Raw genomic sequence first — 19,255 nt, 5'->3', positions numbered from 1 at the left:
ATAAAAAATTAATTGATTACCTCGTAGTTCTTCGGAACCGAAAAAGGGAACTCTACAGCTACATTAGCATCGATTTTTACAAACTCAACGGCGATATTTATTTTTTTATTGCCTACTGCAGAGTTTATTTTTAAGCTGGATGGGAAGAGGCCATTATTTATTGGCGTATACTTATCATAAACCACCTTAAGTCCCTGAGCAGCTTGGGCATCATTCAGCGTAAGTTCGGTAGATTTCAATAAAGTATTGAATAAAACCTTATAAGCCAAGCCTTGCTCTGTTCCACTTAAGGCCCAAACACCATTTTCTTGGCTCAAGTCAGACTTTTCTGTCATCAAAGCCTTAATTGTATTTCCAGTTAAGATAGATTGCAACCACCCGAAGCTTACCTGTTTATTCGTGTAATTTTGAATGTAAGACAATGGTTTTCTGAGGATTGTTTTATCTGGAATTCGAGTCATCAAAAGCAAGCTATCTGGTGTAATCATTCCGCGGGCAGCTTCTATTGCTCCGCCCAAAGCAGTGATACTGAACCAAATCTTTTCATCTTTCTTAATGCGAATGTTAAGTGTTACATTTTTCACATCGCCATCAATATCTAAGTCTGTTTTTCCTTTTAAAGACAAGGTATTGTATTGAAGCTCTTTGCTCAATAAAGTGGCTAAATTCTCGGATTTTTTGTTGGCTACTTGAGTTGTTTCTGCAGCTGGTGGTGCTTTTACAATTTCCTTTTTAGGTCTACAGCCAACTACAGTCAAAGCGCAGGCTGCAATTAAAACGCTATTTAATATATTTCTTCTCATTGATTTTTCTATTTAATTTTTCGGACTGATTTCCTGCGGTTTTGGCTTTTTGCCATTGCACGACAGCATTTTCTTTATCTCCCTTCAAGGAAAGAATATCACCATAATGCTCTAAGTAAACAGGATTATCAGTATCGTTGTTTTGCAAGGCTTTCTGTATATACGTAAGTGCATCATCAATTCTATTTAACTTAAACAAAACGATAGCATAAGTATCCAAGATAGAAGAGTTTTGTGGCAATGCCGATGCCGCTTTAGAAGCTAATTTTTCTGCCTTTGGCAAGTCGTGGTTACGCAATGCCAAATAATAAGCGTAATTGCTCATGGTTAGGTAATTATTTGGGGCTAAAGCTACTGCTTTATCAAATGCAGCATCAGCCTCTTTTAGTTTACCTTGGTCAATCATTACTTCGGCTTGCAATGCTAAAATCATTGCTTTTAAATTATTATCTTCTGGCTCTAACTGCAATGCATTTTTTAATTCAAAAGCAGCCTCTGCATTTTGTCCGTTCCTGTGCAAAGCAAATGCTCGGTAATAGTATAAAATTGCCTGATTAGGATAAATGGTCAGTGCCTGCTCTCCCATCTTGATCGCTTCTGCATAGCTGCCCATCAACGTCTGCACACCTAGCAATTTCTCCCAAGCGATATACAGTTGCTCCGACAATTTAATTGCCGTTAAGTATTGCTCCCTTGCTCCACTTAAGTTCCCTTGCTGATATAGGATATCACCATAAAGCACGACTACTTTTGCATCGTCTTTATGACCGTTCAATGTGATCAAACCTAATTCTGTAGCATTTTTAACCACTTCGGGTTTACTAAAACGAAGCAACAGCTGGCTTAAAATTTTAACTTTAGTAGGTAATGGCATCTCTGTGCTAGAAAATGCCAATTTAAGTGATGTGAAGGCCTCTTGTGGTTTTTTCAGTGCATGATAAACATCGGCCAATGCCAAGTCTATTTCATAATTATCGGCATCCATATTTTTAGCCTTGAGCAGTACAGCTAAAGCCTCGTCATTTTGATTTTTTTCTAGTAATGTACCGCTTAAATCAAGGTAGTTTTTAACATCACTTGGATTATCCTTAATCAGTTTGTGCAAGTCATCTCCGTTAGTCAATTCGGTTTGGCTCTTGAAACGTTGTTTGGCTGCCGTAGAAGATTTAGTTACCCCAAACTTCTCTTCAAGCAAGTCGTAAGCTTTCTTAGATTCGTCTACCTTGCCCGAAATGTACAATGCATTTGCACGGTCAAAATAATAGTTCTCTGCTTCGGGCTCTAGTTTGATTAACCGATTAAAAACCTGCACCAAGGCATCCATGTTACCACTACGTTTATAAATTTCTGTTTGCAACTTTAAGTACCAGGTATTATTTGGCTGTACTGTTAGTGCTTTTTTTATAGACACCTCCGCATCCAATAACTTATTTTGACGCAATTGTATATTTGCTAGCTCGAAATGTGCGGCATTATTGTTGGGGTCAATAGCTAAAATTTTAGAAAAGCTACTACTAGCATCCACATAGTTCTCGGTCAGTTTTTCTTTTAAACCAGCGAAAAAAAGTTCCTTTATCGCATTACTATCTCTTACGGCAACAGGTGTTTGTTGCGCTTGTATAGTAAAGCACAACCCTATTAAAATCACTGTAAAAAATAGTTTATTCATTTTTTTAGTCCGAAGTTAAAGTCCGAGGTCCGAAGACATCTTCTCCAACCTATCAACAATTAAACAATTAACCCTTACCCGTATGTCCGTAACCACCAGCACCTCTATCAGTATTGCTTAATTCTTCTGTGCTTTCCCATACCACAGTTTCATGCTTTGCTACTACCATTTGCGCAATTCGTTCGCCATTATTTACCACAAACTCAGTATCTGATAAATTTACCAATAATACTTTTAGTTCTCCACGGTAATCTGCATCTATAGTGCCAGGCGAATTTAACACGGTAACGCCATGCTTGTAAGCCAAACCACTACGCGGTCTAATCTGTGCTTCGTAGCCTATAGGCAATTCGATAAACAAACCTGTTGGAATTAAAAAACGCTGTAATGGTTTAATTATGATTTGCTCTTCGATATTAGCTCTTAAATCCATACCGGCGGCATGAGCAGTTTCGTAAGCAGGTAATTGGTGTGTAGATTTATTGATGATTTTGATTTGCATATTATAAATGACTGAATTTTGACTGATTAATTAGCAAAATGTAACACTAACGTTTCAAAACTCTTCTTAACTCATTCTTTTCGAAGTAAAGCACAATCGCAATAAAAGCGACGAGTAAAGCATTACCGATGTAAATATTTCTGTTAAAGATAAAAAATGATGAGAATACAATGAGCGTAGAGCCTATTAAGTAAGCGGATATTTTTTTCAGGTTATAAGGTATTGGATAATACTTTTGACCTAAAACATAAGATAAAACCATCATTACAAAATAAGCAATCATACTTACCCAAGCCGACCCCATATAACTATACTTAGGAATTAGAACCATATTTAGAACGATCGTGATAATTGCTCCACTCACTGATATATACAAGCCAAAACGGGTTTGGTCTGATAAGCGATACCAGATGGAAAGGTTCATATAAATGCCTAAACAAACATAGCCCAATAACAAGTAGGGAACCGCAGGCAAACCTACCCAATATTCGGCAACGTGCGCCTTATCTCTACTGATAAAATATTTCAAGATTTCGATGTTAGCCACTAAGGCTACAAACAAAATAGCCAATGCAATTACAAAATACTTAAGAATATCAGCATAGGTATTTCTAGCGTTTTTCTCTTTCGCATAACTAAAGAAAAAAGGCTCGGCACCTAAGCGGAATGCCGTATTAAATATGCTCATGAAGATGGCAATTTTACAAACTGCGCCATAAATGCCCACCTGTGTTTCGGTAGAATATTTATCTAAAAGTATTTTATCTAGATTTTCGTTAACGATAAAAGAAAGATTAGCCACCAATATTGGCCAACTGTAAGAAAGCATCTTGGCAAACATACCTTTATCAAACTTCAGTTGGATTTTTAGGAACTCTGGCAAAAGGAAAACAAAAGTTAGTACGCTGGCTACCAAATTCGCAATAAATACATAGCCAACCCATTTTTCTCTGAACCAACTGGCAAAGAAACTAGCGGTTGGTAAATCATTTTTGATGATTGCAGGTATGCCATAAATGAAGAACAGGCACAAACAAACATAGGTAAGTATGTTTAAAAACTTGATGAGACTATACCTAAATGGCTTCCCATCGGCTCTCAACTTGGCAAATGGAATAATACAAATGGCATCAGAAAAAAGCAACCACACAAAATATTGCACATATCTTCTTTGGTCTGCAAAATTCGAGGTGTCGTTATTTACCAACCATCTGGTAATTGGGTCAGTAAATACCAATCCGGTAATTAGAAATAAGGTGGCGATGAAAGCAACCACCAAAAAAGAATTGTTATAAACCTGTTGTTTTTTGTCTTCGAATTTATTGAGATACCTGAAATAGGTAGTTTCCATACCAAAAGCCAAGATGGCATTAATAATGGAAGCCCAACTATACATTTTAGTAAAAACGCCATATACCGCAGCAGCATAAGTGCGTGTAAAAATTGGCGTTAAAATAAAATTAAGCAAACGAGATAAAATGGTACTGATACCATAAACCATTGTTTGACCTAAGAATTTTTTTAGTACAGACAAGTTGATTTTAGATTTGCGACTTTAGAATTACGATTTTCTAAAATCAATTTTATTTTAAAACCTATTAGATTGTGAAAGTCTAAATCGTAATTCGTCAATCTACAACCGTAAATTATATTACCACAATAAATTCTTTTTAATCACTACAAAGTTGGTATAATTCTGCAATTCTCCGTCTTCCACAATTACACTTTCTACAACTGCTTTTTCTGGTCCTTTATAACACCACTCCAAAAACATATCTAAAGTAATTTGGTCGGCCTCTGCTTCTATTACTACCGATCCATCTTTTTCATTCTTCACTTTCCCCTTAACGCCCATTTGGTCGGCTACGGCTTTGGTGCTTGCCCTAAAGAACACGCCTTGTACTTTTCCTATTACTTTTATATTGATATGCTTCATTTATGAGTATCGAGATATGAGTATTGGGTATCAAGACTTTTGAAACCTCTTGATGACAAAAGTAAGAAATTTGAACCACCTTAGACACCTAAGCACATTTAAGATAATAAATCGATGAAGAATATAATGTTTAATAAATTTTTAGCCAGTCTTTCCAAATAATTATACTTCAGAAAAAATTTAGGTTTTCTTAGGTGTCAAAGGCGGTAAAATTTAAAACTTTAATGCACTCAACTTATCTTTTTCTGACAAAAACTCTTCCCATATTTCATGCAAAATAATGGCAGCAGGTTTAATCTCATTCAGCATAGCTGATACTTGACCGATTTCCAACTCTCCTTCTGCTATATCGCCTTCAAACATTCCCAATTTGGCTCTAGCTCTTCCTAATAAAGTGGCGAGTTCTGTGGTGCTAGCTCCGTTTGCTTCGGCTTGCGCAACGGCATCGGCAAATTCATTTTTCAATAAGCGCACAGGCACTAGTTTTTTCATCCTCAGCTTGGTATCGCCTTCGGCGGATGAAATAATACGTTCTTTAAAATTTGGATGTGCGGACGATTCTTCGGCTACAGCAAATGCAGAACCTATTTGTACTGCATCAGCACCTAGGGAAAAAGCGGCTAACATCGATTTTCCACTTGCAATACCACCAGCAGCAATTACAGGAATTTTCACTGCTTGTTTAATCATCGGAATTAAACATAAAGTGGTCGTTTCCTCTCTACCGTTATGACCGCCAGCTTCAAAACCCTCGGCTACAATAGCGTCTACCCCACTCTGTTCTGCTTTTAAAGCAAATTTAGTATTGGCAATGACGTGAACTACCGTCATTCCTTTTTCCTTCAAAAAGCTAGTCCATGTGGCGGGGTTACCGGCAGAAGTAAATACAATCTTAACATCCTGTTCTACCAAAATATCCATGATTTCCTTAATGTTTGGATAAAGCAATGGTACATTTACGGCAAAAGGATGATCAGTTGCTTGCTTACACTTTTGAATATGCTCACGTAACACCTCTGGATACATTGAACCTGCACCAATGATGCCCAAACCACCTACATTGGAAACCGCGGCAGCTAAACGCCAGCCACTGCACCAAACCATGCCCGCTTGAATAATTGGATATTTGATATTAAATAGGGAAGTGATTACGTTCGCCATTAAATCAATCGCTTTACGTTTTTAGACTTAATGATTTTTGCTTCTCCCAACTCAATCAAATTTACCCCTGGTGTTTTTCCTGCTTCAAAGCTTCCGTATTGGCTATCGATACCTAGAAAAGCCGCACCGTTAATCGTAGCCCATTTCAACAATTCATCAAAAGGAACTCTTTTTTTCTGTTGTAGGGTTTGCATCTCTGCCAAAATAGATAACTGATGATTGCTTGCTAAACTATCAGTCCCTAACGTTACGATAACTCGAGAATCAAAAAACAGATTTACGTCCGGCAGGTTATTTTCTATATAAACGTTTGCGTTTGGACACAAGCACCAATATAAATCCTTATGCTGCCCCGAAGCAAAATCTATATCAGCTTTGCTGGTGAAAGTATTATGCACTAACAATGTTTTATTACTTGGCATTTGAGGTAAATGATAATGAATGGCATTTTTTCCAGTTCCGTGGGCTTCGCTTTTAGGTACGCCCATACGTTGATACATGGCTTCAAAATCTCCTGTTCCTCTTTCAAAAAACTCATTTTCTGCAGCAGTTTCCTGATTATGAATACTTAAAATATCGTGCGGACGGGTATTTTTTTCTATATACTGAAACAACTCGTCACTTACCGAATACGGTGCATGTGGTACAATAGAGGCTTTAAGTGGCCAATAGCTATCCCTTATTTTAACAGCTTCATCTATAATAGGCTGCGATGGCCGGTTAAAGCCAAAAACTTCCACAAAGGTGTGATAATATAAAGAACTGTGCTGTTTTACTTCTTTAGAAAGCAGCTGATTTGAAATATCGCCCACGGCTACAATTCCATTTTCGAGCATCTGCTTGTCGGCAACATCCATAGCAGCAAGTATAATTTCATCTGCCGCTGCTCGCTGTGCAACAATTTCTCTCACGAAAGCTGGCAAGCCTGTATGCTCGGGTATTTTGCCAAACATGTGCGACAGTTCTAAATGGCAATGTGTGTTCACAAATCCAGGAACCAGAACACCTTCAAATTGCTCTATTCCCTCTAAATTTCTTTGTTCTGCTTCTTCTGCAGTTAATATCGATATAATTTCACCCGTTATAGAAACTTCTAAAACACCATTTGCAATTGGCGCACTGGTTACTGGGTAAATCAATTCTGCTGATAGGTATCTTTGCATATTACAAATTAAGCGGAATACTAATTAAATTCGAAATTTAAAACTTTTTTGCAGCGTTGCGCAACAAGTTGTAGACTTTCTCCACAACCTCATTTTTTATCAAAAACAAACAAGCACCTGTTTTACAGCTATTTACATTTTGGTACGTTTAGATACTCGCCTCTGGCACCATTGTGAAGCATTACCTAGTATAATTCACAAAATGTATTAAACTTAAAAATAGATATTATGAAAAAGTTATTTGTAGCAGCTATCGTAGCATTCGCAGGATTCACAGCAACACAAGCTCAGGCTTCAGTTAATAAAATAGAAATCGTTTCAGTTCAAGACAGTGTGGTGAAAACGCCGATCGAAGTATCAGCATTACCAGATGCAATCAAAACTGTATTGGCAACTGATCCATATAAAGATTGGACTCCAACTGCGGCGTTCAGCGTAAAAGATGGTGACAAATCCTACTTCCAAGTGGATGTGAAAAAAGCAGAAGAAACAGCTTCATTGAAATTCGATGCAGAAGGTAAACCAGTAGAATTTGCAGGAGTTGCTTCGGCACAGGTTTCGATCAGCAATGAAGAAAATGTTTCAGTACAGGATAGCGTAGTGAAAACTCCAATTGAAGTATCGGCATTACCAGAGGCAATTAAAACGGTATTGGCAACTGACCCATATAAAGCTTGGACGCCAACTGCAGCATTCAGCGTAAAAGATGGAGATAAATCTTACTTCCAAGTTGACGTGAAGAAAGAAGAAGAAACTGCTTCGTTGAAATTCGACGCTGAAGGTAAACCAGTAGAATAATTAGATCATTCTAAAACTACATAATTTGAATAAGCCAGCCTTTGTGCTGGCTTATTTTTTGTGCAATTTTTCTTGAACTGCTAAATAGACCACAACAATTAGCTTTTCTAGCAACTATGAATGAACGTTGATATCAAAATTTTGGTAGTTCGGTCATCACTCTGCGCTCAAATCACTATTATCTCCAACTTCAAATCACTGACGTAGTACCGACGGTAGACGAACGGCAGACCGACGGTCAACCAGCCTACCCAAAACGACAAAATCTACAAATACAGACAAATAAATCAAATGCGCCAAAACCGACAAGACTCATCTAGCTATAGATGGGTATCCTCACTTACCCCATACTTTTACAGATTGAATTCTTACAAGGTCTAAATCAAGTTAATTCATTAATAATGCTACTACGATATTTGCCGCCTTTGGAAACAAGTTGTAGAGAAACTCCACAAAGTCATTTTCAGAAAAATAAAAACAATTAATTGATTTACAACAACTTAATATTTTGGCACAGTGCAAATTCTCTATTGGCACCATTGTGAAGCATTACCTAGTATAATTCACAAAATGTATTAAACTTAAAAATAGATATTATGAAAAAGTTATTTGTAGCAGCTATCGTAGCATTCGCAGGATTCACAGCAACACAAGCTCAGGCTTCAGTTAATAAAATAGAAATCGTTTCAGTTCAAGACAGTGTGGTGAAAACGCCGATCGAAGTATCAGCATTACCAGATGCAATCAAAACTGTATTGGCAACTGATCCATATAAAGATTGGACTCCAACTGCGGCGTTCAGCGTAAAAGATGGTGACAAAGCCTACTTCCAAGTTGATGTGAAAAAAGCAGAAGAAACTGCTTCATTGAAATTCGATGCTGAAGGTAAACCAGTAGAATTTGCAGGAGTTACTGCAACTCAAGCACAGGTTTCAATCAGCAATGAAGAAAATGTTTCGGTACAGGATAGCGTAGTGAAAACTCCAATTGAAGTATCGGCATTACCAGATGCAATTAAAACAGTGTTGGCAACTGACCCATACAAAGCTTGGACGCCAACTGCAGCATTCAGTGTAAAAGATGGAGATAAATCTTACTTCCAAGTTGATGTTAAGAAAGAAGAAGAAACTGCTTCATTGAAATTCGACGCTGAAGGTAAACCAGTAGAATAATCAATTATCTACATTTCTTAAAACTAAATAAGGGAAAAGCCAGTTATATAATACTGGCTTTTCCTATTTTTGTATATATGGCATCTGTTTTAATTATTGAAGACGACAGCACTTTCGCTCAGATTATTGAAGGATTTTTAACAAAGAACAATTTCGAAGTAACCACCGTTAGTAATGTTGCCAAAGCTCTCAAATTAATTGCTCACGAAGATTTTCAACTGCTATTAATAGATTACCGATTACCTGATGGCACTGGAATAGATGTACTGAACCATCGTCGTGAAACAGGATTGGCTGTTCCAGCTATTATCATGACCTCTTTTAACGACGTACGTACGGCAGTTAAAGCCATCCATTTAGGTGCAAGCGATTATATTACCAAACCCATTAATCCAGATGAGTTGCTCATGGTAATTAATAACGCACTACAGAAAAAAGAAACGCCTAAAACTACTGAAGACAATTTTATTAGAGGCAAAAGTGAAGTAGCCAATAGGTTATACCAGCATATTGATTTAGTGGCAGAAACTGATATGTCTGTAGTGATACAAGGCGAAAGTGGTACTGGAAAAGAATTTGCCGCAAGAACGCTACATCAACAAAGCAAGCGTAAAAGCAAGCCATTCATCGCGATAGATTGTGGCGCTTTGTCTAAAGATTTAGCTGCCAGCGAACTTTTTGGACACATTAAAGGTGCTTTTACAGGTGCGGTAAACGATAAAAAAGGTTCTTTTGAAGCTGCCAATGGAGGTACTATTTTTCTAGATGAAATAGGCAACTTAAGCTACGAAGTACAAGTTAAGTTACTGAGAGCACTACAGGAGCGAGTGATACAACCACTAGGTAGCAACAAACAAATTCCAGTGGATGTTCGTATCATCACAGCTACTAACGATGACCTAGCCAACAGCATGAAAAACGGCGAGTTCCGTGAGGATCTTTACCATCGTATCAACGAATTTAAAATTCAGTTGCCACCACTAAGAGAACGAGGCGTAGATTTAGAGCTTTTTATTGAACTTTTCATCAAACTATCTAATGAAGAATTGAACAGAAATGTAAAGGAATTAGATAAGGAAACTCGTAGCCTATTGCTTAAATACGATTGGCCAGGAAACCTAAGAGAGTTGAGAAATGTGATTAAGCGAATGGTTTTACTTACTGCGGGCAGCATTGCAAGCGCAGATAGTTTACCAGACGAAATGAAGATTGCCGTTGCTAACGAAGTGCCTTTGGACAACCCATCGGATTTAAAAGCGGTAAACGAGAGCAACGAAAAAACATTGATTACAGAAGCGCTGATTAAAGTGAAATACAACAAATCTAAGGCAGCGAAACTACTTAATATTGACAGAAAAACGCTTTATTCTAAAATGGAGCGCTACGGAATTGATTAGTTTTTAGAACTCCTCTTTTTTAAAAAAGCATAGTATGGGCGAAAAATTTTTCGCTTTAATATTTTAAAGCACTCCAAAATGCTTTAGCGCATTCCAAATCCCATCGCTATCCACGTCGTCGGTAACGTAATCTGCTATCGCCTTTACCTCCGGATTGGCATTTCCCATAGCTACACCAACATTTACGTGCTTCAGCATTTCAATATCATTCCCGCCATCGCCAAAAGCCATAGTTTCTGATAAATCAATTCCAAAGTGTTTGCAGAAAACATCAATCCCTACTTTTTTACTTTGATTTTTTGCATTCACATCTGCAAATAAAGGTGTCCATCTTGAAGCAGTAGAATTTGGCATTACCGCAGCCATAAAAGCACTTTCCTGCTCAGGGCCTAAGAAAATATTGGTTTGCAAAATTGAAGAAACATCCACATGATCTACATCAATAAGTGGTGGAACTGGAAGGTTAACATGCGCATACATTCCAGCAATTTCGGGAGTTACATCGTGAATACCAATTTCCTTCTCAGACATGAAAGAGAAACTCAACGTATTTTCTTTTGCATAAGCTAAAATCCCCCGAATATCATCAGCGTCAATGCACTGCTTAAAAAGCAACTCGCCATCTTTCGCAGTACAATAACCACCATTAAAAGTAATGTAGCCATCAAAATTTAAATATTTAATATGGTCTATACTGTTAATCGAGCGACCAGTAGATAAAATAGTTTTGATGCCTTTGGCTTGTAAATCAGCGATAGCTTTCTCTGTAGACTGTGCAACTTTATGTGTTTTGAAACTTAACAATGTACCATCTATATCGAAAAAAACAGCTTTTACAGTAGGATTTTGCATAAAACAAAGTTAAAGCAATTAATTAAATGGCATATTTATCTAAAGTCATTTAAACATTAAGAAATTTAGGTAGTCAAGCCTACCGTTTCTTAATGACACCTTAACTTCTTAATGTTTAATTAATAAAATTACAGCGAAGACTGAATGCGATTCGCCACAGTTTTTAATAACGACTGCAATTGCGCTAATGATGCATTTACTCGATCACGAATAGCTTCATCCAATATCTCAACCGCAGCAACTTCCTGCTCCAATTGCCTGAAAGCAGCGCCTAACTCTTTAGCACCAATTTGTGCAATCCTTCCTGCCAAACGGTGTACTACCAGCCTCGCTTCGGGCTGGTTCTGATTAGAAATGCTCTGCTTTAAGAGCGTTTCGTCTTCCTCGCAGTCACGGATGAAACTAGCCAAAATTTTCGCCATCATTTCTTGGTCACCCATGGTCATTTTTCGCAAGGAGCTATCGTCAAAATCGATTTCCTCGGCTACTGGCGAAATCGCAAATAATGCCAACAAATCTTCTGCCTTAAAAGGCTTGATAATCACTCCTTCAAAGCCTTGGTCCAATACCGCTTGTTGCTCATCGGGAAGAACTTGTGCCGTAATAGCATAATATTTCACATGATGAGGTAAACGCTTTTTAAGTTGTTGATGTATTTCGATGCCGGTAACCCCATCTTCCAAACGCATATCTACAAAAACATAATCCAAATTTTCGTCTATAGGCTCATTCAAAATGGCATCTGCTGTGCTAAATGTTTTATACGGAATTTGATGGGCAGAAAAAATCAACTCGCACAAATTAAGAATCAGATGATCATCATCAATTACCCAAACACCTTTAGTTTTAGTAACCGCTTTCTTATTTTCTATCTGTTTAGACTCAATAGGTGCTGCAGCTTGCTGATACTGCAAATAAACCACAAACGAAGTCCCTTTCCCTAGCTTACTTTTTGCATTAATTCTTCCGCCCTGCGCATCGATCAAAGTTTTCACAATAGCCAATCCTAAACCAGTGCCGTTCTGGTTCATCGATTGGTGGTCTGGATTAGTACCCTGTTCAAACTCCTTAAAAATCTTTTCTTGGTCTTCCTCAGAAAAACCAATCCCACTATCTTCTACTGTAAAATAACAGTGCATGTTTTGCTCTTGCTGCTTGCAATCAACAATGAGTTTTACATAACCTTTAACCGTAAACTTAATTGCATTTCCCAATAAATTATAAAGCACCTGTTTCAGCCTAAAAGCATCGCCTTTTACCCAATGTTGCTCTGCTAAATTAAAATTAGCCAACAGGCTGATGCCTTTCTTTTCCGCCAATGGTTTAACCGCATCCAGCACCTCTTCCAACAACTTCTGCAAATCAAAATCCTCTTGCTTAAAGCTAAATTCGCCCGAAGTAATCCTATTGTAATCCAGCACCTCATTTACAATTTGCAATAGATGAACCGACGAGCGGTGGATAGCTTCCACGTGCTTTTTATTGGGATTTTCCTGTTTGGCGATAAATTCGGAATATCCCAAAATCGCTTGGAGAGGCGTTCTGATTTCGTGGCTCATGTTAGAAAGAAAGCGCTGTTTTGCCCTACCATGATACTCTGCCTCTTCCTTCGCCTTTTCCAAGGCTAAACGATATTTGTTGTTCCTAGTGATATCCGCCAGAATAAGCGAACCCAAAACCATCGTAATCACAAAGAAAGCAATAATGATAATTTTAATCTGATAAACGCCCTCGCTCACCATGCTCTTAGCCTGCTCGCCGTTGAGGTCAATTTGCATTAAAGCTTCCGCTTCCACCTCACGCAGCACATTAAGCATTTGTTTGGTCAATGCGCTACTAGAGTTTGCCAATTCAGCTTCCTTCTTTAAAAAGCGATTACTTTTTTGGCGTTGTTCTGTTTCAATCGTTTTCAGCGAAGCTTCCACATTTCGCATCACACTATCTTCAACCTGCGGATTAAGCGTATCTTTTTTGACCTTATACTCTTCGTTAATGATTTTATAAACTTCTGCTTTTTTCTTACCGAACAATCGGCTTAAAAAACCACGAGATTTCTGTTCCTCTTCTGGTGCTACCGTTGTGGTAGAAGTAGACGTTTCGGTAGTAAAAACAGCGCTGTCTGCTTCCCTCGTACGTTGCGCAAACAGGTTATTTAGCTTTTCTACCTCTTCAGAAAACGATTGGGTATTCACCAAATTTTCCTTCACCTCTAGGTAAAGCAGAAATTGTTTGTCTCTATCCTTAAGCAAATCTTTTAACGTTTTTATCCGTTTAGTTTGCTCTTCATCGGTAACGTAAAGCGTATTTAAAGTATCTAAGGTTCTTCGTAATTTTTGGGTAGCAGCGAAAAAACTGACATTATTTTTAGGCTCCCTTTGCAATTGGTCTAACGAAGCAATTTGGTGCGAGAGCTTATTTACCAACCTTAACTTATCGTTGGGAGCTGATATCTTCTCCACCGTTCCTAAAATCTCTCCGAAAACAAACTTACTTACACCCCAAGCCAAAAACAGCGCCAAACCTGCGAATAAAAATCCGAGCACCACTTTACCTTTGGTGGCCCTAAAAAAATGTTTCTGAGGTTGAGCTGTTGATTTGATAGCCATATTTAATATATAACCACAAAACACGCACCGAAATAGTTTTAACCAAAGCAAAATTTTGTAACAATTGCCGTTCATTAAAGCAGGGCAAATATTTGCGGCACAACTTGCCTATCTTATCTTTGTGTCATGAACAGAATCGACAGGCTATTCGGCATCCTCATTTTATTGCAATCTAAAAAGCATGTAAGTGCCGAAACCATTGCCAGTCGCTTCGAAATCAGTGTTCGTACGGTTTACCGAGATGTAAAAGCATTGACCGAACAAGGTGTACCGCTAAGTTTCGAACCCAACAAAGGTTATTTTATCGTACAAGGTTATTTTCTTCCCCCAGTTTCATTTAATACTGATGAGGCAAGTGCACTATTGATGATGGAACGTTTTATTGAAGGTTTTGCCGATAAATCGATCAAACAACATTACCAAAGCGCATTAGATAAAGTTAAAAATGTACTGAAAAGCAACCAAAGAGAAGTGCTCGAAAATTTAAATGCCAATATCAGACTTCAGCTCCCAAAGCGTTTGTACAGCGATGTCGAATATCTTTCCTTATTACAAAATGCCATTGCCGATAAAAACATCGTCTCCATCAAATACAAAAATTATAAAGAAGAAATTTCTGAGCGCCGTTTAGAACCTATCGGACTTATTTTTTACGCTTTTTCATGGCATCTAATCGGTTATTGCCATTTGCGCAGTTCCTACCGCGATTTTAAGGTCAATAACATTTTACAACTCAACTGTTCTTCATTGCCGTTTACGCTAACCGAGCATATCAGTATTAACGATTATATGAAACAATTACCTGTAGATTATTAGTTTTAGAAAGTGAAAGCCATCCAATATTGGATATTTTAACCCCGCTTTTGCTACAATCTTTTTGCCCCACCTTTACAAACCTCATAGGTTTAATAAGCACGATGCAAATAAACCTATGAGGTTTTTCCACCGAAAAAAACAATTTCCGCTACAATCGGGCTTATTTAACAACGGTACTTTATCTGCTTTGCCTTCTTTGCGTAGCTCTTATTTCCTTTGTGTTAAAAAACGAGCGACTATAACCGCGAAGATTTTGTGAAGTAATCGCAAAGAACGCAAAGGAAACCGGCACTCCGTCATGCTGACCTGTAGCGAAGCGGAAAGCTACGGAGTAAATTTATTCAAAAAAATTCTTACATCAATTTCCGCACTGACATAGGGTTGTCACTTGTCCATATCAACTTTGTTCCAACAAAATATTTAAAAGCTATGGATATCATTAAATTATTACAAAACGAACTAACTCAAGAGGCTGCAACTACCCGTAAATTTTTAGCCTTAGTACCTTTCGACAAGCCAGATTTTGCACCACATGAAAAAAGCATGAAAATGATGGACTTGGTCACACACATCGCCGACTTAATGAGCTGGACAAAACTTGGTGTAGAAACTGATGAACTTGATTTCGCTACGGCACCTTACAATCCAACAAAAGTGGAAAACAATGAACAGCTCATTGCTATTTTAGACAAAGGTTTAGCAGAAAGTTTAGCAAGCTTAGCAGAAGTTGAAGAAGCATTTTTAGAAAAACCTTGGCTTTTACGCACTGGAGAACAAATCCACGCAGAAATGACCAAGTATGGTTTAATCAGAGTTTCGTTAAGTCAAATCATACATCATCGTGCACAGTTGGGCGTTTATCTTCGTTTATTAAACATACCAGTGCCTAGCTCTTATGGGCCAAGCGCAGATGAGCAAAGTTTCTAATTACACACCATATTATCACCACATAGACACCTAGTTTTAAACTAAAAAGCTTAAAGCTAACTCTAAATAACGATATATTTCTCTCTAAATTCTCCTTACTATGTGTCTATGTGGTTTTATTTTAAACGGTTTCTAAAACATCTTTTTAACAGATATTCGGATTAGAATTGGTTACTTTGTAAATTATTAACTCATACTAATCATGGATCACACCACACGTTTAAATAAATACATTAGCGAAAGCGGACTTTGCTCTAGAAGAGCTGCAGATAGATATATTGAGCTTGGCCAAGTATTTATCAATGGCAAAAGAGCTAAAGTAGGCGATAAAGTGCTATTTGGAGATGTGGTGAATGTAAATGGTCAAAGTATAGAGCCTCGTCAGGCAGAAAACTCAATTTTAATTGCTTACAACAAACCTGTTGGCATTACAAGTACTACCGAAGCAGGCGTTAAAGACAATATTGTAGACCATGTAAATCATAGCGAACGTGTTTTCCCTATCGGGAGATTAGACAAAGATTCGCAAGGATTAATATTCTTAACCAACAACGGTGATTTAGTTAATAAAATTCTACGTGCCGGCAACAACCACGAAAAGGAATATGTAGTGACGGTTAACAAACCTATCAACGAAACTTTTGTGGAGAACATGGGCAAGGGTGTTCCAGTTTTAGGTGTAATGACCAAAAAATGCAAGGTAAAGCAAGAAGGACCCAACACTTTCCGAATCACATTAATTCAAGGTCTTAACCGACAAATTCGCCGTATGTGTGAACATTTTGGTTTCGAAGTAACTAAACTGGAACGTGTGCGTATCATGAATATCACACTTAAAGGTTTACCCGTAGGAGATTGGCGTGAGCTGGATGAAAATGAACAAGCCGAAATTTTTAAAATGGTGGCAAAGTCTAGTTCAGAAAAGCCTGCAGCACCGAAGCAAGTAAACAAAAAGGCTAGCGCTGAAAAAGCAGAAAAACCCGCTCAGCGTTTTGCAAAATCTAAAGGCAAACCTGACCCTACCAAAGCAAACCCAGACAAAAGAAATGGCGCTGGTGCATCAAGAAATAGTAGCGCAGCCGCCAACGATTGGTTCAAATCTAATGGTCCCAATAAAAGAACAACTCGACCAGCAAACGGTAAATCGGGAGTGGCTAAAGTAAAAACCCGTAGCCCCAAAAGAAAATAGCTTCGCAAAGCCTTTTTTGCTAGAATACCACTTAAAACTGGTATTCTAACAACTATTTGGTTTATCATTTCCCTAGATTTTCTTGGCAAAATCGTCTAATTTCATTATATTAGCGAGAAACGCACAACAGTAATCTATGGACGCACTAAACAATCTCGAACCTTTACTTAGGGTCTTTTGGTATCTTGCAATACCTATCAGTTTTATTTTCATCATTCAAACGGTCATGACTTTTATCGGTGCCGATTCGGGCGATGGTCTCGACGCAGATTTTGATGGTGACTTAGATGGAGGTAACGCTCCGTTTCAGCTTTTCTCTTTCAGGAACCTGATCAATTTCCTACTAGGATTCAGCTGGACAGGCATCTCTTTCTACGGTTTAATTACCAATAGAGCAATACTCATTATCCTCTCGGTAATAATAGGAGCTGCTTTTATCCTCATCTTCTTCGTCATCATTAAACAAATTCAAAAATTAGCAGAAGATAATTCATTTAAAATCACTTCGCTATTGCATAGAAGTGGTTCTGTTTATCTACGTATTCCCGAAAAGAGAAGCGGTACTGGAAAAATACAGATAAGCGTAAACGGCTCGTTCAGAGAAGTGGATGCCATTACCAACGAAGAACAAATTGCCAGTGGCGCTACCATAAAAATAGTAAAAATTGAAAGTAACAACTTAGTACTCGTAGAAAAAATATAATATATGGAAAACCTCTTACAATCACCTATTACCCTAATTTTAATTGCCGTTGTCGTTATTTTCGTCACGCTCTCAGCCTTATTAGCACGTTACAAACGCTGTCCTTCCGATAAAATTTTAGTGATTTACGGAAAAACTGGTGGCACATCCGCTAAATGTATCCACGGTGGTGGTGCTTTCATTTGGCCAGTAATTCAAGACTTTGCGTATTTAGACCTTAAGCCAATTTCTATTGAAGCTAACTTGGTAAATGCGTTAAGTAGACAAAATATCCGTGTGGATGTTCCTTGTCGATTTACCATTGCAATTTCTACCGAAGCAGATAGCATGAACAATGCTGCTGAACGTTTATTAGGCTTAGCTCCTGCTGATATCCAAGAATTATCAAAAGACATCTTGTTTGGTCAGTTACGTTTGGTAATCGCAACCATGACTATCGAAGAAATTAACTCCGACCGTGATAAATTCTTAGACAATATTTCTAAAAACGTAGATACTGAGCTGAAGAAAATCGGTTTAAAATTGATCAACGTAAACGTAACTGATATTAAAGATGAGTCTGGCTACATTGAGGCTTTAGGTAAAGAAGCCGCAGCAAAAGCGATCAACGAAGCTATCATCAGCGTTGCTGAACAAACTAAAATCGGAGAAACTGGTAAAGCCATAGCTGATAGGGAGAAAGATGTTCAAATTGCAGAAACGCAACGTGAACGTGATGTTAAAATCGCTATTACCCAAAAAGATAGAGAAATCAGTATTGCATCGGCATTTAAAGATGAGGCCATTGGTAAAGCCGAAGCAGAAAGAGATACCCGTATCAAAACTTCGGAAGCCAATGCACTTGCGGTAAAAGGAGAAAATGAAGCTAAAATTAACATCGCAAACTCTGATGCGTTAAGAAGAGAAAAAGAAGCAGAATCTTTAAAAATTGCAGTTTCGGCAGAGAAAGTTCAACAAGCAAAAGCCTTAGAAGCCTCATACTTAGCTGAGCAAAAGGCGGAGGAAGCTCGTTCTGACAGAGAAAGAGCAACACAAATTGCAAACATTGTTATTCCCGCAGAAATTGCTAAGCAAAAAGCTATCATCCAAGCACAAGCTGATGCAGAAACCATCAGAGAGAACGCAAAAGGTGAAGCTGATGCGATTTTCGCAAAAATGGAAGCGGAGGCGAAAGGTTTATTCGAGATTTTAACCAAACAGGCTGAAGGTTACCGCGAGGTTGTTGCCGCAGCTGGTGGCGACCCAACCAAAGCCTTTCAATTATTATTAATTGAAAAATTACCCGAATTGGTTAAAACACAGGTTGAAGCCGTTAAAAACATTAAGATTGATAAAATCACGGTTTGGGATTCTGGCAACGGAGCAGGTGAAAATGGTGCTGGATCTACCGCAAACTTTGTGTCGGGCATGATGAAAACTGTGCCTCCTTTAAACGATTTGTTTAACATGGCAGGCTTAAACTTACCTACTTATTTAAAAGGAGAAGATACTGAAGCTACACCAAGTATTGAAGCAAACGACACCAATCCTAAAGCTTAATTTTAATTAGCTTTTATACATT

17 protein-coding genes are annotated in these 19,255 nt (G+C 38.0%); 8 read left to right on the top strand and 9 right to left on the bottom strand.

Annotated elements, in window-relative coordinates:
• Positions 1-8: 8 nt before the first annotated feature.
• The 7 genes from lolB1 to CRO54_RS19960 form a co-directional block, all read right to left on the bottom strand.
• A complete protein-coding gene (lolB1, locus tag CRO54_RS19990) occupies positions 9-803 on the bottom strand; it encodes a lipoprotein insertase outer membrane protein LolB1 (protein WP_097133884.1) in 795 nt (264 codons plus the stop codon).
• Complete coding sequence (locus tag CRO54_RS19985) at positions 781-2,472, bottom strand: tetratricopeptide repeat protein (protein WP_097133883.1); 1,692 nt, start codon at positions 2,470-2,472, stop codon at positions 781-783. The genes lolB1 and CRO54_RS19985 overlap by 23 nt, the downstream gene beginning before the upstream one ends.
• 67 nt (positions 2,473-2,539) lie before the next feature.
• Entirely contained in the window at positions 2,540-2,974 is a 435-nt protein-coding gene (dut, locus tag CRO54_RS19980; protein WP_097133882.1) for a dUTP diphosphatase, read from the bottom strand.
• 46 nt (positions 2,975-3,020) lie between these two features.
• Complete coding sequence (locus CRO54_RS19975) at positions 3,021-4,508, bottom strand: lipopolysaccharide biosynthesis protein (RefSeq protein WP_240775177.1); 1,488 nt, start codon at positions 4,506-4,508, stop codon at positions 3,021-3,023.
• A 117-nt stretch (positions 4,509-4,625) separates the two neighbouring features.
• On the bottom strand, positions 4,626-4,910 hold the full coding sequence (locus CRO54_RS19970; protein WP_097133880.1) for an acylphosphatase: 285 nt from the start codon (positions 4,908-4,910) through the stop codon (positions 4,626-4,628).
• A 213-nt stretch (positions 4,911-5,123) separates the two neighbouring features.
• Complete coding sequence (locus CRO54_RS19965; RefSeq protein ID WP_097133879.1) at positions 5,124-6,071, bottom strand: NAD(P)H-dependent flavin oxidoreductase; 948 nt, start codon at positions 6,069-6,071, stop codon at positions 5,124-5,126.
• Positions 6,071-7,234 carry an amidohydrolase family protein gene (locus tag CRO54_RS19960; protein WP_097133878.1) on the bottom strand — a complete coding sequence of 388 codons (1,164 nt, stop codon included), beginning with the start codon at positions 7,232-7,234 and terminating at the stop codon, positions 6,071-6,073. Before CRO54_RS19960 ends, CRO54_RS19965 begins: the two co-directional genes overlap by 1 nt.
• 228 nt (positions 7,235-7,462) lie before the next feature.
• On the opposite strand from CRO54_RS19960, the gene CRO54_RS21295 reads away from it, so the two are divergent.
• From CRO54_RS21295 to CRO54_RS19940, 3 genes are all read left to right on the top strand, one after another.
• Positions 7,463-8,032 carry a hypothetical protein gene (locus tag CRO54_RS21295; protein WP_179747352.1) on the top strand — a complete coding sequence of 190 codons (570 nt, stop codon included), beginning with the start codon at positions 7,463-7,465 and terminating at the stop codon, positions 8,030-8,032.
• Between the two features lie 596 nt (positions 8,033-8,628).
• Positions 8,629-9,204, top strand: coding sequence for a hypothetical protein (locus CRO54_RS21290; RefSeq protein ID WP_179747351.1), 576 nt, complete (start codon positions 8,629-8,631; stop codon positions 9,202-9,204).
• 77 nt (positions 9,205-9,281) lie between these two features.
• Positions 9,282-10,601 (top strand): sigma-54-dependent transcriptional regulator, encoded by a 1,320-nt coding sequence (locus CRO54_RS19940; protein ID WP_097133877.1) that lies wholly within the window; start codon positions 9,282-9,284, stop codon positions 10,599-10,601.
• A 63-nt stretch (positions 10,602-10,664) separates the two neighbouring features.
• On the opposite strand, the gene CRO54_RS19935 is transcribed toward CRO54_RS19940, so the two are convergent.
• Positions 10,665-11,453, bottom strand: a complete 789-nt coding sequence (locus tag CRO54_RS19935) for a Cof-type HAD-IIB family hydrolase (protein ID WP_097133876.1) — start codon at positions 11,451-11,453, stop codon at positions 10,665-10,667.
• 128 nt (positions 11,454-11,581) lie between these two features.
• On the bottom strand, positions 11,582-14,059 hold the full coding sequence (locus CRO54_RS19930; protein WP_171047977.1) for a hybrid sensor histidine kinase/response regulator: 2,478 nt from the start codon (positions 14,057-14,059) through the stop codon (positions 11,582-11,584).
• Positions 14,060-14,185: 126 nt separating this feature from the next.
• Between CRO54_RS19930 and CRO54_RS19925 the strand changes: the two genes are divergently transcribed.
• The 5 genes from CRO54_RS19925 to CRO54_RS19905 all read left to right on the top strand — a co-directional run bounded on the left by CRO54_RS19925 (position 14,186) and on the right by CRO54_RS19905 (position 19,233).
• Positions 14,186-14,875: a helix-turn-helix transcriptional regulator gene (locus tag CRO54_RS19925; protein WP_097133874.1), complete on the top strand. Its 690-nt coding sequence runs from the start codon at positions 14,186-14,188 to the stop codon at positions 14,873-14,875.
• Between the two features lie 429 nt (positions 14,876-15,304).
• Positions 15,305-15,802 carry a DinB family protein gene (locus CRO54_RS19920; RefSeq protein WP_097133873.1) on the top strand — a complete coding sequence of 166 codons (498 nt, stop codon included), beginning with the start codon at positions 15,305-15,307 and terminating at the stop codon, positions 15,800-15,802.
• A gap of 202 nt (positions 15,803-16,004) precedes the next feature.
• Entirely contained in the window at positions 16,005-16,991 is a 987-nt protein-coding gene (gene rluF, locus CRO54_RS19915; protein ID WP_097133872.1) for a 23S rRNA pseudouridine(2604) synthase RluF, read from the top strand.
• A gap of 136 nt (positions 16,992-17,127) precedes the next feature.
• Positions 17,128-17,694, top strand: a complete 567-nt coding sequence (locus tag CRO54_RS19910) for an NfeD family protein (RefSeq protein ID WP_097133871.1) — start codon at positions 17,128-17,130, stop codon at positions 17,692-17,694.
• A gap of 3 nt (positions 17,695-17,697) precedes the next feature.
• Positions 17,698-19,233 (top strand): flotillin family protein, encoded by a 1,536-nt coding sequence (locus CRO54_RS19905; protein ID WP_097133870.1) that lies wholly within the window; start codon positions 17,698-17,700, stop codon positions 19,231-19,233.
• The last annotated feature ends 22 nt before the right edge of the window (positions 19,234-19,255 follow it).

It is taken from the genome of Pedobacter xixiisoli, assembly GCF_900215335.1.
GTDB lineage: Bacteria > Bacteroidota > Bacteroidia > Sphingobacteriales > Sphingobacteriaceae > Pedobacter > Pedobacter xixiisoli.
The sequence above is the reverse complement of the archived record's forward strand: the minus strand, read 5'-3'. Positions and strand labels throughout refer to the sequence as shown.

Coding starts and splice junctions, on each gene's coding strand:
- CRO54_RS19905 (WP_097133870.1), top strand. CDS start 17,698: ATGGAAAACCTCTTACAATCACCTATTACCCTAATTTTAATTGCCGTT.
- CRO54_RS19910 (WP_097133871.1), top strand. CDS start 17,128: ATGGACGCACTAAACAATCTCGAACCTTTACTTAGGGTCTTTTGGTAT.
- CRO54_RS19970 (WP_097133880.1), bottom strand. CDS start 4,910: ATGAAGCATATCAATATAAAAGTAATAGGAAAAGTACAAGGCGTGTTC.
- rluF (WP_097133872.1), top strand. CDS start 16,005: ATGGATCACACCACACGTTTAAATAAATACATTAGCGAAAGCGGACTT.
- CRO54_RS19925 (WP_097133874.1), top strand. CDS start 14,186: ATGAACAGAATCGACAGGCTATTCGGCATCCTCATTTTATTGCAATCT.
- CRO54_RS19985 (WP_097133883.1), bottom strand. CDS start 2,472: ATGAATAAACTATTTTTTACAGTGATTTTAATAGGGTTGTGCTTTACT.
- CRO54_RS19920 (WP_097133873.1), top strand. CDS start 15,305: ATGGATATCATTAAATTATTACAAAACGAACTAACTCAAGAGGCTGCA.
- CRO54_RS21295 (WP_179747352.1), top strand. CDS start 7,463: ATGAAAAAGTTATTTGTAGCAGCTATCGTAGCATTCGCAGGATTCACA.
- lolB1 (WP_097133884.1), bottom strand. CDS start 803: ATGAGAAGAAATATATTAAATAGCGTTTTAATTGCAGCCTGCGCTTTG.
- dut (WP_097133882.1), bottom strand. CDS start 2,974: ATGCAAATCAAAATCATCAATAAATCTACACACCAATTACCTGCTTAC.
- CRO54_RS19965 (WP_097133879.1), bottom strand. CDS start 6,071: ATGGCGAACGTAATCACTTCCCTATTTAATATCAAATATCCAATTATT.
- CRO54_RS19930 (WP_171047977.1), bottom strand. CDS start 14,059: ATGGCTATCAAATCAACAGCTCAACCTCAGAAACATTTTTTTAGGGCC.
- CRO54_RS19960 (WP_097133878.1), bottom strand. CDS start 7,234: ATGCAAAGATACCTATCAGCAGAATTGATTTACCCAGTAACCAGTGCG.
- CRO54_RS21290 (WP_179747351.1), top strand. CDS start 8,629: ATGAAAAAGTTATTTGTAGCAGCTATCGTAGCATTCGCAGGATTCACA.
- CRO54_RS19935 (WP_097133876.1), bottom strand. CDS start 11,453: ATGCAAAATCCTACTGTAAAAGCTGTTTTTTTCGATATAGATGGTACA.
- CRO54_RS19940 (WP_097133877.1), top strand. CDS start 9,282: ATGGCATCTGTTTTAATTATTGAAGACGACAGCACTTTCGCTCAGATT.